Here is a 13,357-nt window from a genome sequence, read left to right as displayed (position 1 = left end):
GATGTCCATCAGGAGCGCCCTGACCGCTCTGGTGCTGGTCGCGGGGTCGCTGGTCGGGCTGTCCAGCCCGGCTCAGGCGGCCCCGCCGGCCGGTTTCACCACGGTGGTGAACCGGGGCAGCGGCAAGTGCGTCGACGCCCGCGCGGCGGCGTCCGCCAACGGGACCGCGGTCCAGCAGTACTCGTGCAACGGCTCTACCGCGCAGTCCTGGCAGTTCCAGGCCACCAGCGGCGGCTACTTCCGCGTCAACAGCGCGCTCAACGCCGCCCAGGCTTGGGACGTCACGAACGTCTCCGCCGCCGACAGCGCGCCCATCCAGCTCTGGGCGTACGGCGGGGGCAACAACCAGCAGTGGCAGGCGGTGGAGGAGCCGGGCGGCTCCTACCATTTCGTCAACCGGCACAGCGGCAAATGCCTCGACGTGCCGGGCGCGGCCACGGGAGACAGCGTGCAGTTCCAGCAGTACACGTGCAACGGCACCGCCGCCCAGTCGTTCACCTTCGGCGGCGGCCCGCCCCCGCCGGGGCCCAACCCGGATCTCGGGCCGAACGTGAGCATCTTCGACCCGTCGATGCCCGCCTCGACCATCCAGAGCCGGTTGAACACCGTGTTCAATCAGCAGCAGACCAACCAGTTCGGCGGCAACCGGTTCGCGCTGCTGTTCCGGCCGGGGTCGTACAACGTGGATGTGAACGTCGGGTTCTACACCCAGGTGCTCGGGCTGGGGTTGTCGCCGGACAATGTCACGATAAATGGGCCTGTGCATGCTGAGGCTGACTGGTTCCAGGGCAATGCCACGCAGAACTTCTGGCGTGGGGTGGAGAACATGTCGGTCAATCCGCCCGGCGGGAATGATCGGTGGGCGGTTTCGCAGGCGGCGCCGTACCGGCGGATGCATCTGCGCGGGAACCTGCAGCTGGACGACGGCGGCTGGTCGAGCGGCGGCCTGTTCGCGGACACCAAGATCGACGGCCAGGTGCGGTCGGGGTCGCAGCAGCAGTGGCTGACGCGGAACACCGAGATGGGCAGCTGGACGGGGTCCAACTGGAACATGGTGTTCGTGGGCGCGACCAACGCTCCGAGCGGGAACTTCCCGACTCCGCCGTATACGCGGGTGGCCACCACGCCGGTGGTCCGGGAGAAACCGTTCCTCTACATCGACCAGGCGGGCGCCTACCAGGTGTTCGTCCCGGCGTTGCGGACCAACTCGACCGGCACCAGCTGGAGCGGCGGGAATCCGGCGGGCAGCTCGCTGCCGATCAGCCAGTTCTTCGTCGTCAAGCCGGGGCACACCGCGGCCAACATCAACGCCGCGCTGGCCGCGGGCCAGGACCTGCTGGTCACCCCGGGCGTTTACCACCTCAATGACACGATCAGGGTGACCCGGGCGAACACCGTGGTGCTCGGGCTGGGTCTGGCCACGTTCATCCCCGACAACGGCGTCACCGCGATGACCGTCGCCGACGTGGACGGGGTCAAGGTCGCCGGAATCCTGTTCGACGCGGGCACGACCAACTCGCCGATGCTCATGCAGGTCGGACCGGCCGGATCCGCGGCCTCGCACGCGGCGAACCCGACCTCGCTGCACGACGTGTACTTCCGGGTCGGCGGCGCGGCGGTCGGCAAGGCCACCCAGAGCCTGGTCGTCAACAGCCACAACGTGATCGGCGACCACACCTGGATCTGGCGCGGCGACCACGGCAGCGGCATCGGATGGAACTCCAACACGGCGGCGAACGGGCTGACCGTGAACGGCAACGACGTCACGATGTACGGCCTGTTCGTCGAGCACTACCAGCAGTACCAGACGGTGTGGAACGGGAACGGCGGTCGGACGTACTTCTACCAGAACGAGATGCCCTACGACCCGCCGAACCAGGCCGCCTGGATGAACGGGAGCACGCAGGGCTACGCCGCCTACAAGGTGGCCAACACGGTGACCACGCACGAAGCGTGGGGTCTGGGGAGTTACTGCTACTTCAACGTCAATCCCGGCGTCATCGCGGCGCGCGCCTTCGAAGTGCCGAACACTCCCGGCGTACGGTTCCACAACATGGTGACCGTGTCGCTCGGCGGGGTCGGGACGATCCGGAACATCATCAACACGACCGGTGGACCCTCGAATTCATCCACCAACGTCGCGAACCTGGTCAACTACCCCTGACCGGGGCTTGATCCCACCCTGCCCGCCGCCCGAGCAATCCTCGGGCGGCGGGCAGGGCGCGCTTCCATCGCGTCAGGCGGTGAGGAGCTCCCGGGCGTTCTCGCCCAGCAGGCGCGGGAGGACGCGCTTGTCGAACATCTCCTCGAACCGGCGAACCGATGCCTGGAGCGGCAGGTACGGGAAGTCGCTGGCAAAGAGCAGGCGGTCCTTCAGGTACGTGTTGCCGGCGTCGACGTAGTCTCGCCATCCGGCCATCCCGAACAGATAGATGTCAGGCTCAAGGTAGATGTTCCGCCGCCGGTACGCCACGTGGATGACCTGCGGCACCCAGGGCCACCCTCCGTGAACGAGGATGATGCGAAGCCCGGGGTGGCGCCTGGCGAGGTTGTCGATGGCCAGCGGGCTGGTGAACCCGACATCTGGACCCGCGTTCCCGCCGAACATGATGGCCACCGGCGCTCGGCGGGAGGTCGCGACCTCGTAGAGAGGATCCAGGCGGGGGTCGTCGGGCGCGAGAACCGGGGTCGCCAGGCCGGGCTCGAGCATGAGGCCGCGGAAGGCCGGGGTCCGGAGCGCTTCCTGCGCCTGCTGCGCGGCGGTCGCCGGGTCGGTGAGGTCGACGCCGGCGTAGCCGACGAAACGGTCCGGGTGGTCGGTGACGAGTTTCACGATGTCCTCGTTGGGGACGTCGCCCTGTTCTGATCCCCGCCGCCCCGGCACCACGCCGAGGGCCACGCCCGCGGCGTCCATTTCGGCGATGGTGTCCTGGAGGCTGCGTGAGTGCAGGACGGCTGTCGGCGCGCCCATGCCGCACACTTCGGCGATGTGCGCCGTCCGCGCGGGAACCGTGTACATCAGGTCGTTGGTGAGGAACCCGCCTACTGGTGGCCGGAGGCGGAAGTCGACGATGTCGGTCATCAAACCCTCTAACTTCAGGAGAGGAACATGGATCGGAGGGAGCCGTCGGAGAGCAGGTCGTCAGGTTGCCCGCTGGTGATCAGCTCGCCGCGCTGCATGACGATCGCCTGGTCGCAGAGGTCCATGGCGAGTTCGGCGTTCTGCTCGACGAGCAGGATCGTCATGCCGTCGGTGTGGATTGTTCGGATCGCGTCGAAGACGGCGTCGACCATGACGGGGGCGAGTCCCATGGATGGTTCGTCGAGCAGCAGCAGATCAGGTCCGGTGAGCAGCGCGCGGGCCAGGGCGAGCATCTGCTGCTCTCCTCCGGACAGCGAGCCGGCGACCTGGGAGGAGCGTTTTCCCAGCACGGGGAACAGGGTCATCGCCTGGTCGTAGCGGTCGGTGAACTCGCCGGAGGAGAGCCTCTTGGAGTAGCGGGCCTGCTGGAGGTTTTCCCGCACCGAGAGCGGGGCGGCGACCATGCGGCCTTCCGGCACGAGGACCAGGCCGGCTCTGACGAGGTTGTGGGTGGTCCATCCGGTGACGTTCTCGCCGCGGAACGTCACGGTTCCCGACCGTGGCCTGGTCAACCCGGCGATGGCGTTGAGCGTGGTGGACTTACCCGCGCCGTTGGATCCGATCAGGGCGACGAGCGATCCGGGTTCGACGGTGACGCGGATGCCCCGTACGGCGGAGATGCCGCCGTACGACACCCAGAGGTCGTTGACGTCAAGCATGTTCGGCTCTCCCGAAGTAGGCCTCCTGGACGCGGGGATCGTCGAGGCAGCTGTCGGGTGGGCCGGTGGTCAGCAGGGTTCCGGAGTTCAGCACCGCGGACAGGGTGCAGTACTTGCGGACCAGGCTCATGTTGTGCTCGACCATGACGAGGGTGAGGCCCCTGTCGCGCAGGGCGAGCATCAGCTCGCCGAGTGCGGTGGATTCCCGGGCGTTCATCCCGGCCGTCGGCTCGTCCAGCAGGAGCAGTGTGGGTTCGGTGGCGAGGGCCCGGGCGATCTCCAGGCGTCTCTGTTCCCCGTACGACAAGGAGGTCGCGGGCCGATCGGGAGGGACGTCGAGCCCGACGAGCTGGAGGAGTTCGCGTGCCCGTGATTCGTTCTCCCGGCGCGCGCGTCGCTCGCCGGGCAGGCTGAGCACGGCGGACAGGACGGTGTCGCGGCGCACCCGGTACCGGCCGGCGACGACGGACTCGACGACGTTGAGGCCGGGGATAAGCTTGATCGTTTGGAAGGTGCGTGCGACGCCGAGCCGGGCCACCTGGTGGGTGGCGAAGGCGCTGGTCCGCGTTCCCAGCAGCTCGATGTCCCCGCGGGTGCGGCGGATGATGCCGTTGACCAGGTTGAGGAAGGTTGTCTTGCCCGCGCCGTTGGGGCCGACGATGCCGAAGATGGCTCCGCTCGGCACGGTGAGGTGGACGTCGTCGACGGCGTGGAGGCCGCCGAACTGCCTGGTGAGTCCGGCGGTGCGGATCGCCGGCGGGGAGTCTTGGACGGTTGACTGGTTCACGTGTGGTCCTCCTCGCGGTCGCTGCCGGCGTGAACTGTGCGTGGACGCCGGCGAGCGGGGTCGATCAGGCCGCGCGGAAGGAAGATCATGATGACGACGAGGATCACGCCGTTGATGATCTGATCGGCTTGGTCGACCATTCCTCGCAACAGCTCGGGGATGAGCGTGAAGACCACACCGCCGACGAGGGCTCCGAGCCAGTGGAAGCCTCCGCCGAGCACCACGGCGGCCAGGCCCACGAAGGCCAGGTTGAGGAAGAAGGTGTCGGCGTCGACGTACGCGTAGAGGGAGGCGAGCAGGACGCCGGCGGCGCCACCGATGAACCCGCTGATGATGAAACTCACCGTCTGAATCCAGCGCGTGTTGATGCCCAGTGTCGCGGCGACGACGGTGTCTTCGCGGACGGTCTCGGCTGCCAGACCGTAACGCGAGCGCCGGAGCCGGGAAAACGTCCAGACGCAGATGGCCAGGGTGGCCAGTATGTACGGGTAACCAAGCTCGACCGGTATCGACATGCCGTTGACCCCGCCCGTGACAGCGGGCAGGTTGAGCACGGCGACCCTGGTCATGAGCAGGACCGCGATGGTCACCATGGCGATGTAGTGGCTGCTGAGATGCAGGATGAACAGGCTGACCACCCCTGCCACCACAGCACCGAGAACCGACCCCGCGATCAGCAGGGCCCACCCGGGCATGGCGGTTGTGGCGGCGAGGCGGCCGCACAGGAACGCGCCGCAGGCGGCGAACGACACGCTGGCCATGCTCAGCACGCCGGTGTTGAGCGAGGCGAACATGCTGAGCGCCAGCAGGCCGAAGACGACGCCGAACTCGAGTGTCGAGATCAGGGACGCGGTGTTCATGCTCGCGTCACCTGGACCTCGCCGAAGAGGCCTTGTGGCCTGACGACCAGGAAGAGGAGGAGCAGACCGAAGGTGATGGCCTCTCGGAAGGTCGATGACAGGTACTGGAGGGTCATGATTTCGATGACGCCGATGGCGAGTCCACCGAGGACCGCGCCGCGGAGGTTGCCGAATCCGCCGATGACGACGGCGGCGAAGCCCTTGAGGAGCAAACCCTCGCCCACGGTGAACGACACGTTGTTGGTGGTCACGGCGGTGAGGATGCCGGCGAGACCCGCGACCCCCGCGGCGAGCACGGCGGTCACGGCGAACACCAGCCGGGTGTTCACTCCCACGATCGCCGCCGATTGCGGCTGGATACCCACGGTGCGGATGGCCGCACCGAAGCGGGTGCGTTGCAGGAAGCTGCCCAGTCCCAGGGAGACGACGGCGAGCGTGATGATGTTCAACAGGTAGATGGGCGGGATCTGGAACCCCCACAGGTAGAGGGCTCGGCTGGGAAAGGCGTCCTCCGGCAGCGCGACGGGGTCCGGGCCGAGAACGGCCTCGGCCAGGTTCAGCAGGATGATCCAGACGCCGATCGCGACGATGATGCTGCCGAGCATCCCGGCGTTCTTGTGGCGCAGCGGGCGGAAGGCGCAGAGTTCGGCGACGAGGCCGGTGGCGGCGGACGCGAGGACGGCCGCCACGACGGCGACGGCGAACGGGACGTCGGCATGGGCGAGCAGTTCGTAGGCGGCGATGACGCCCCACGTGGCGAAGGTGCCATGAGCGACGTTCAGGATGCCCATCTTGGCGAATATCAAGCCGAATCCGATGGCGAAGAGGGCGTAGAGGGCGCCGAGCGCGACGCCGTTGATCAACTGCTGGATGAAGAGGTCCATGCGTGCCCCTGGTTTGGCGTTACGGCCAGAGCCGCTGGGTGCCGTCGGCGTTCCATTGCAGGAACCCCACCTTGTCGGACAGAACCGCCTGGCCGTTCTGCATGGTGTAGGTGCTGCCTGATACGGACTGGAACGACTGGATCTCCGAGAGCGCCTTGGCCAGGGTGGCCCGGTCGGTGGTTCCCGTCTTCTTGATGCCTTCGGCGATGAACCGTACGGCGTTGTACCCCTGTGCGGCGAACAGGTCGGGTTCGACCCCGTACGCCTGCTTGAACAGGTTGACGAACTTGCGGGTGGCGTCATTGTCCGCGAGCGGGGTGAAGGGGATGGGGAAGATGGTTCCCGCCATCGCCGACCCGCCGGCCTTGAAGATCGGCGCGGTCGCCACGCCGTAGCTGGACAGGATGCGGCCTTGGAATCCGCGATCGCGCAGAGCCTTGGTGAGCAGGGCCGACTTGGAGCCCAGCATGCTTTCGACCAGGACGTCGGGCTTGGCGTTGATGACCTTGGTCGCCGTGGCGGAGAAGTCCGTGTCCGAGGTGAACGTGTCGATGGTCTGGAGGATGTCGACGCCGTTGCGTTCGAGGGCGGCGGCCCATATCTTGCCGTCGTCGACCTGGCCGCCGTTGTCGGCGGTCACGGCGAGCACGGCGGTCTTCGGCGCGTACTGCGCGGCCGCGGCGTCGATGAGCTGGTCGTACATGCCGCCCGGGCTGGAGGGCAGGGCGATGGTGCGGTAGAGGTACGGGGGCGCGCTGAGCCCAGGGAGGGTGGCCCCGTTGACCACGGTCGGGAGTCCGGCCTTCTTGATCAACGGTCCCAGCGACCCGGCCTCGGTGGAGACCGTGCAGCAGACCACCGCGAGGTAGCCGGCACTGTCGTACCCGCGGAACTGCGCGATGGCCTTCGCCGGGTCACCGGCGGAGTCGTCGCTGGTCAGCTCCAGGCGCCGGCCGTTGCCGAGGTATCCCGACGAGTTGATCTCATCCACCGCGATCTGGGTGCCCCGTTGTACGGGTATGCCGGCGAAGGATGCCGCACCGGTGACCGGGTTGATGAGCCCGATACGCAGCACACCGTCGTCCGACCCCGAGTCGCCCCCGTTGGAGGCGCATGCGCTCAGCATGATCAGGGCGCTGGCGAGCGCCACCGGAATTCGTGCACGCCTCACTGCTTTCTCCTTTGAATTGAGCCGTTAGTTGAGGGGGTTACGGGGCGCTTCGCCACGAAGAACCCGGGCGACGTCCGCGAAGGCGCGGTGCACGGTCTCCCGGTACGACTCGGTTGAGTAGTGGCCCGCGTGGGGGGTCAGGATGACGTTGTCGAGGGCGAGCAACGGCGAGCCGGGCTCTACCGGCTCAGCGGCGAGCGTGTCCAGACCGGCGCCCGACAGGTGCCCCGAGGCGAGCGCCGCGCTGAGGGCCGATTCGTCGACGAGTCTGCCGCGCGAGACGTTGACCACGATCGCGCCGGTCTTCATCTCCTCGATGACGTGGGCGCTGACCAGGTTTTCCGTCTCGGGCGTCAGCGGGAGGTGGAGCGAGATGACGTCCGCGGCGGTCGTGAGCTCGTTGAAGCTCACGGCTGTGTGCCCTGCCTGTGCCAGAGCTCCGGGCGCCGCGTACGGGTCGTGGACGATCACGGAGAAGCCCAGCGCGCGAGCGCTGTCGGCGACCCGGCGTCCGGTGCGGCCGAAGCCGACGACGCCCAGCACGAGGCGGTCGAGCCTGCGCATGCCTCGCCCGCTTTGCAGATAGCTCCAGACACCGGACCGGACGGCACGGTCGAAATGCGGCAGGCGCCGTACCAGCGCCATGATCATCGCGATCGCGTGGGCGGCGACCTCGGGCGCGTTGGCATCGGGGACGTTGACGACGCGGACGCCGCGGCGTGTCGCGGCGTCGAGGTCGACGGTGTCCACCCCGACTCCGAACCGGGCCACGACCTTGCAGTCCGGGAGGGCGGCAAGGACGCGATCGGTGATCGGCTCACGCAGGACGAGCAGGCCGTGGGCGGCTCCGCAGTGCTCGATCAGCTCGTCTTCCGTGAGGCACGTGACCTCGCGGTACTGCAGGTCGGCGTCGAGCAGGACCTGCACATCCTCGGGTTCGACGGTGAGCAGGCCGTCGGTGCGAATGACGAGCCCGTTCATCGTGCCGCCGCGATCGAGGCGAGCTTCTCGGCGGCGGCGTCGAACGCGGTTGACGCGGTCGAGCCGAGGAACAACAGGTCTCCGCCGAGAAGGAAGAGGTGGACGCCGGCGGAGGCCCAGCGTTCGACTTGCTCACTGTCGAGGCAGAAGATCCCGCTGCGGACTCCGGCGGCCCGCGCGGCGTCGACGATTTTTTCGACGGCGGCGGAGTGCGCCGCGGAGCCACCCGGCTCGCCGAGTGACACCGCCAGATCTCCAGGGCCGACGAAGAGGACGTCGATGCCGTCGACCGCGGCGATCTCCGCCACGTTGTCCAGGCCCAGCTGCGTCTCGACTTGGACGATCAGGAGCGTCTCGTCGTTGGCTGAGGCGATGTAGCCGGCGAGGGACATGCCGTACGCGGAGGCGCGCCCTGGCCCCGCCCCTCGGGAGCCGGCGGGCGGATACCGCACGGCCGCGACCGCGGCGGCGGCCTGGCTCGCCGTCTCGACGCGGGGGACGACCACACCGCAAGCCCCCGAGTCCAGGGCACGGTTGATCTCGGCACCCACGCCGGAGACCCGCACGAGGCTCGGCACGCCGGCGGCGTCGGCTGCTCGGATCAGGGATTCGACCTCGGCGGGGCCGAGGGCCGCGTGCTCGGCATCGATGCACAGCGTCTGGAATCCACGGGAGGCGAGGATTTCGACGCTCGCGGGATGACCGAGGCTGACGAAGCTCCCCAGGACGGGACCTCGATGCAGGGCTTCGCGCAGTGAGTCGCGTTGCGGCGGACGGGGCATGAATCGCCTCCATGTCGGCCCGGGGCGGGATGTCCGCTGCGCCGGGCTGGTAAAATTGTCGACAGTCGCCAGATGACGAAACGTGACTGTAACGTCGACTGTCGACAGTCGTCAAGATGTTCGGGGTGAGGAGACCACTGTGACGATGCAGGTTGTGCGTGCGAGCAGCCTCGTGGACGAGATCCGCAACCGGCTTCGCCTCGCGATACTCGCTCGGGAGCTGCCCGCGGGAGAGGCCGTCCGTGACTCGGTGCTGGCCGCCCAGATGCAGGTGAGCCGGGCTCCCGTCCGAGAGGCGCTACGCGCCCTGGAACAGTCCGGACTCGTAGTGAAATCGCCCAACAAGTCGTACATCGTGGCCAGCTTCACCCCGCAGGACCTGGCCGACCTCGCCGGAGTCCGGCTCGCGCTCGAAGGGCTGGCCTGCCGGCTGTCCGTCAGTTCGGCGGCCAGCAGCAGCGGAATGGAAAGCGCGCTGTCAAGACTTCGAGAAGCTGTCAACGACCAGGACTCGGTCGCGATGGTCGCCGCGGACCGTCAGTTTCATGAGGCGCTCGTGGCAGCCTCGGGCAACGGGCGACTTGTCGCCAACTACGCCCAGATCTGCGACCAGATCGAACTCGCTTTGCATTCCAACGGCGCTCTCGAACGAGGCCGTGAAGGGCTCGTCGAACGGCACGAGGAACTCCTCGCCGAATACCAGCGCGCCGTGGAACGCCGGGATCTCAGCCAGCTACTGCCGCTCCTGGAGAGCCACATCGCGGGAGGACTCGGAATGAGCTTTCCCTCTGTCGCCGGATACCCATCCTGACGCAGGATGATCCCACCCTGCCCGCCACCCGAGCGATTCTCGGGCGGCGGGCAGGGTGCGCTCCACCCACCAACCCAGTTCGTCCCCTTTTTTCGTCCAGCCAAGCTGGGCACGGGCAGCCGGTCGCAGGTGGCTTCGCCGTCGCGGGTCTCAGGCGCGGCGGCCGAACGCGGCGAGCAGGCGCGTCTGCTGGTCGGCGTCGCCGGTTACGCCCACCCGGGGCGCGATCAGCCCGGCCGAGCGGTAGGCGTTCTCCTCTTCGGCGAACCAGGACGCGCAGGCGGAGACCAGCCCGGGGTCGAGCCGCTGGTCGCCGCCGGTGGCCTTGGCCAGGTCCCAGCTGTGGATGAGGATGTCGGCGAAGAGCTGCGTCGCGTACTCGGAGCCGGGGACGTCGCCGAAGGACAGGTGCACGGTGCGCTCCATCGCGCCCGGCTCGTGCACGGCCATGACGGCCTCCTCGGCGGACGCGTCGAACGACTTGACCGGGTCCGGGCCGAGCAGGTCGCCCTCGAAGGAGTCGCCCATGTCGGCGATCGTCTGCCCGGCCATCAGCGGGGCCGTCCACATGTTCTCGCCCGCGATGTGGTTGACGAGCATGCGCACGTTCCAGTCGGAGCAGGGCGTGCTGAGGCCCCACTGGTCCTCGCCGACGGCGTGCACACGCTCTCCGAAGCCGTCCATGGCGCGCTGATGAAGTTCTGGAATATCCATAATGCATCCCCTCCCCAGACGCTTCTCTCAAAACCTCGTGATTGCCATATACCTGGACAAACCTGCGGGAGATCCCCGCGGTTTGGGCTTTCCAGAGGTCGTGGTGGCTTTGTGGCTTCTGGGGTCACGGTACGTGGTTGTGGCCTGGGGGTTGGGTTCCGGCGCTTGCGCTCGCGCACTTTGAGTGCGAGGGTCGTCACTGCGAGTACGGGTAAACTCGTGGTCCGGGGTTGGTAATCGGGAGTTCAGACCTGGGGGGTCGTAACGATGCAGGCATTCACGCTGCCCGACTTCTACGTGCCGTATCCGGCCAGGCTCAACGCACATGTGGAACGTTCCCGCGCGCACAGCATGGCCTGGGCCAAGGAGATGGGCATGCTGGACGCGCCCAAACCCGGGGGCGGGCTGGTCTGGGACGAGACCGCGCTGGCCAGGATGGACTACGCGCTCATGTGCGGCTACACCCACCCCGACTGCGACGGGCCGACCCTGGACCTGATCACCGACTGGTATGTGTGGGTGTTCTTCTTCGACGACCACTTCCTGGAGGAGTTTAAGCACTCCCGCGACATGGAGGGAGCGCAGGCGTACCTCGATCAGCTGGAACTGTTCATGTCCGACTCGCCGCCAGAGGTGAGCAATCCCGCCGAAGCCGGGCTGAAGGACCTGTGGGAGCGGACCGTCCCGGCCATGTCGGAGGGCTGGCGGCGGCGGTTCGTCACCAGCACCCACAACCTGATGGCCGAGTCGATGTGGGAACTGGAGAACATCGACCGCGGGCGGATCGCCAATCCCATCGAATATGTGCAGATGCGCCGCCGCGTCGGCGGCGCGCCCTGGTCCGCCAACCTGGTGGAGTATGTCGCCGCCGAACTCCCCGACGTCCTCGCCGGGGAACGGCCGATCACCGTGCTGTCCGACACGTTCTCCGACGCCGTGCACCTGCGCAACGACCTGTTCTCCTACCAGCGTGAGGTCCAGGAGGAGGGGGAGAACTCCAACGCGGTGCTGGTGTTCGAGCGGTTCTTCGGCGTGCCCACGCAGGAGGCGGCCGAACTCGTCAACGATCTGCTCACCTCCCGGCTGCAGCAGTTCGAGAACACCGCGCTCACCGAGGTGCCCGGGTTGCTGGCCGTCCACGGCGTCCCGCCGCACGAGCAGGCCGCCGTCGCCGCGTATGTGAAGGGGCTACAGGACTGGCAGTCCGGCGGTCACGAGTGGCACGTGCGATCCAGCCGGTACATGAACGAGGGAGCGGTTCCCGAAGGGCTGCCGCTCGGCCCGACCGGGCTGGGCACCGGAAGCCTGCGGCAGGTGGTCGCGACCGGGAAGCAGGGCCTGCGCGGCTGGGCGAAGCAGCACTCGCACGTGCCGTTCCAGCCGGTCGGGCACCTTCCGCTGCCCGGCTTCCACATGCCCTACCCGGTCAGGATGAGCCCGCATCTGGAGACGGCCCGCCGGCATGGGGTCGGGTGGGCCCGGGAGATGGGTTTCTTCGACTCCGTCCCCGGGGTGGAGATCGGCGGGCTCTGGGATGAGCGGCGCTTCCGCGGGTTCGACTTCGCGCACTGCGCCGCGATGATCAACGCGAGCGGGAACTCCGAACAGGTCGACCTGTCCGCCGACTGGCTGGCCTGGGGGACCTATGGCGACGACTACTACCCGGCTGTGTTCGGAGCGAGCCGCGACCTGCTCGGGGCGCGACTCTGCACCGAACGCCTGACCCAGTTCATGCCCCTCGACGACGACCAGGCCGTTCTGGTTCCCGGCAGCCCGCTCGAACGTGCCCTCCAGGATCTCTGGCGGCGCACGGCAGGGCCGATGACTCGCCAGGGCCGTCAGCTGTTCCGTGTCGCCGTGGAGAAGATGCTCGCGGCCTGGGAGTGGGAGCTGGCCAACCAGGCCCAGAACCGCATCCCCGACCCGATCGACTACGTCGAAATGCGCCGCAGCACCTTCGGCTCCGAGATGACCAGCGCCCTCGCCAGAATGGGCAGCATGGACGTGGTCCCGCAGGAGATCTACCAGCACCGGGTCCTCCGCGAGCTGGAGACGGCCGCCCTGGACTACGCCGCCTTCACCAACGACCTGTTCTCCTACCAGAAGGAGATCGAATACGAGGGGGAGGCGCACAACCTGGTCCTGGTCGTCGAGAAGTTCCTCAACGTGGACCGCCTCACCGCCCGCGACGTCGTGGCCGATCTGATGACCGCCCGGATGCGCCAGTTCGAACACCTGGCCGACCACGAACTCCCCGCCCTGCTGGCCACCCGCCCCGACCTGACACCCGAGGCCCAAGCCGCCCTCACCCAGCAGGCCGACGATCTCAAGGAGTGGATGTCGGGCATCCTCGAATGGCACCTACGCTGCGCCCGCTACACCGAAGCCGAACTCAAACGACTCCACGAGACCCCCGACCACCGCACCACCCCAAACCACCTACCCACCGGATTGGGCACGTCGGCCCTACGCGCCCACCTCCCGGCAAGCGCACCCAGGTGATCCCTCCCGAAGGACATCGCCGGCCATGATCGTTGGAGGTCGCCGGGTCCCTCGCCGTTACCCG

12 protein-coding genes are annotated in these 13,357 nt (G+C 67.9%); 3 read left to right on the top strand and 9 right to left on the bottom strand.

The window, feature by feature from the left end; genetic code table 11:
* The first annotated feature begins 1 nt into the window (after nucleotide 1).
* Nucleotides 2–2,164 carry an RICIN domain-containing protein gene (locus tag Aple_RS55500; RefSeq protein WP_155344430.1) on the top strand — a complete coding sequence of 721 codons (2,163 nt, stop codon included), beginning with the start codon at nucleotides 2–4 and terminating at the stop codon, nucleotides 2,162–2,164.
* 72 nt (nucleotides 2,165–2,236) lie between these two features.
* On the opposite strand, the gene Aple_RS11005 is transcribed toward Aple_RS55500, so the two are convergent.
* From Aple_RS11005 to Aple_RS10970, 8 genes are read right to left on the bottom strand one after another with little or no spacing between them, the layout of a single operon-like run.
* Nucleotides 2,237–3,082 (bottom strand): amidohydrolase family protein, encoded by an 846-nt coding sequence (locus Aple_RS11005; RefSeq protein WP_155344429.1) that lies wholly within the window; start codon nucleotides 3,080–3,082, stop codon nucleotides 2,237–2,239.
* A 14-nt stretch (nucleotides 3,083–3,096) separates the two neighbouring features.
* On the bottom strand, nucleotides 3,097–3,801 hold the full coding sequence (locus tag Aple_RS11000) for an ABC transporter ATP-binding protein (RefSeq protein ID WP_155344428.1): 705 nt from the start codon (nucleotides 3,799–3,801) through the stop codon (nucleotides 3,097–3,099).
* A complete protein-coding gene (locus Aple_RS10995; protein WP_170321397.1) occupies nucleotides 3,794–4,588 on the bottom strand; it encodes an ABC transporter ATP-binding protein in 795 nt (264 codons plus the stop codon). Before Aple_RS10995 ends, Aple_RS11000 begins: the two co-directional genes overlap by 8 nt.
* Nucleotides 4,585–5,448 carry a branched-chain amino acid ABC transporter permease gene (locus Aple_RS10990; RefSeq protein ID WP_155344427.1) on the bottom strand — a complete coding sequence of 288 codons (864 nt, stop codon included), beginning with the start codon at nucleotides 5,446–5,448 and terminating at the stop codon, nucleotides 4,585–4,587. The genes Aple_RS10995 and Aple_RS10990 overlap by 4 nt, the downstream gene beginning before the upstream one ends.
* On the bottom strand, nucleotides 5,445–6,332 hold the full coding sequence (locus Aple_RS10985; RefSeq protein ID WP_155344426.1) for a branched-chain amino acid ABC transporter permease: 888 nt from the start codon (nucleotides 6,330–6,332) through the stop codon (nucleotides 5,445–5,447). Before Aple_RS10985 ends, Aple_RS10990 begins: the two co-directional genes overlap by 4 nt.
* Before the next feature lie 19 nt (nucleotides 6,333–6,351).
* Nucleotides 6,352–7,503: an ABC transporter substrate-binding protein gene (locus Aple_RS10980; RefSeq protein WP_155344425.1), complete on the bottom strand. Its 1,152-nt coding sequence runs from the start codon at nucleotides 7,501–7,503 to the stop codon at nucleotides 6,352–6,354.
* A gap of 24 nt (nucleotides 7,504–7,527) precedes the next feature.
* Entirely contained in the window at nucleotides 7,528–8,484 is a 957-nt protein-coding gene (locus Aple_RS10975) for a C-terminal binding protein (RefSeq protein ID WP_155344424.1), read from the bottom strand.
* Complete coding sequence (locus Aple_RS10970) at nucleotides 8,481–9,266, bottom strand: HpcH/HpaI aldolase family protein (protein WP_155344423.1); 786 nt, start codon at nucleotides 9,264–9,266, stop codon at nucleotides 8,481–8,483. The genes Aple_RS10975 and Aple_RS10970 overlap by 4 nt, the downstream gene beginning before the upstream one ends.
* 145 nt (nucleotides 9,267–9,411) lie before the next feature.
* Here Aple_RS10970 and Aple_RS10965 point away from each other — a divergent pair, with 145 nt between their 5' ends.
* Nucleotides 9,412–10,077: a GntR family transcriptional regulator gene (locus Aple_RS10965; RefSeq protein WP_246264374.1), complete on the top strand. Its 666-nt coding sequence runs from the start codon at nucleotides 9,412–9,414 to the stop codon at nucleotides 10,075–10,077.
* 150 nt (nucleotides 10,078–10,227) lie between these two features.
* Here the strand turns inward: Aple_RS10965 and Aple_RS10960 are convergent, their stop codons facing one another.
* The gene (locus Aple_RS10960; protein ID WP_246264361.1) at nucleotides 10,228–10,761 is read right to left on the bottom strand and encodes a TIGR03086 family metal-binding protein; all 534 of its coding nucleotides are present in this window, start codon (nucleotides 10,759–10,761) and stop codon (nucleotides 10,228–10,230) included.
* Between the two features lie 297 nt (nucleotides 10,762–11,058).
* Between Aple_RS10960 and Aple_RS10955 the strand changes: the two genes are divergently transcribed.
* Nucleotides 11,059–13,293, top strand: coding sequence for a terpene synthase family protein (locus Aple_RS10955; protein ID WP_155344420.1), 2,235 nt, complete (start codon nucleotides 11,059–11,061; stop codon nucleotides 13,291–13,293).
* The last annotated feature ends 64 nt before the right edge of the window (nucleotides 13,294–13,357 follow it).

This window comes from Acrocarpospora pleiomorpha, assembly GCF_009687885.1.
Taxonomy (GTDB): Bacteria; Actinomycetota; Actinomycetes; order Streptosporangiales; family Streptosporangiaceae; genus Acrocarpospora; species Acrocarpospora pleiomorpha.
Note: the sequence above shows the minus strand (reverse complement) of the source record. Positions and strands in the feature narration are given on the sequence as shown.

Coding starts and splice junctions, on each gene's coding strand:
- Aple_RS55500 (WP_155344430.1), top strand. CDS start 2: ATGTCCATCAGGAGCGCCCTGACCGCTCTGGTGCTGGTCGCGGGGTCG.
- Aple_RS11005 (WP_155344429.1), bottom strand. CDS start 3,082: ATGACCGACATCGTCGACTTCCGCCTCCGGCCACCAGTAGGCGGGTTC.
- Aple_RS11000 (WP_155344428.1), bottom strand. CDS start 3,801: ATGCTTGACGTCAACGACCTCTGGGTGTCGTACGGCGGCATCTCCGCC.
- Aple_RS10990 (WP_155344427.1), bottom strand. CDS start 5,448: ATGAACACCGCGTCCCTGATCTCGACACTCGAGTTCGGCGTCGTCTTC.
- Aple_RS10985 (WP_155344426.1), bottom strand. CDS start 6,332: ATGGACCTCTTCATCCAGCAGTTGATCAACGGCGTCGCGCTCGGCGCC.
- Aple_RS10975 (WP_155344424.1), bottom strand. CDS start 8,484: ATGAACGGGCTCGTCATTCGCACCGACGGCCTGCTCACCGTCGAACCC.
- Aple_RS10970 (WP_155344423.1), bottom strand. CDS start 9,266: ATGCCCCGTCCGCCGCAACGCGACTCACTGCGCGAAGCCCTGCATCGA.
- Aple_RS10965 (WP_246264374.1), top strand. CDS start 9,412: ATGCAGGTTGTGCGTGCGAGCAGCCTCGTGGACGAGATCCGCAACCGG.
- Aple_RS10960 (WP_246264361.1), bottom strand. CDS start 10,761: ATGGACGGCTTCGGAGAGCGTGTGCACGCCGTCGGCGAGGACCAGTGG.
- Aple_RS10955 (WP_155344420.1), top strand. CDS start 11,059: ATGCAGGCATTCACGCTGCCCGACTTCTACGTGCCGTATCCGGCCAGG.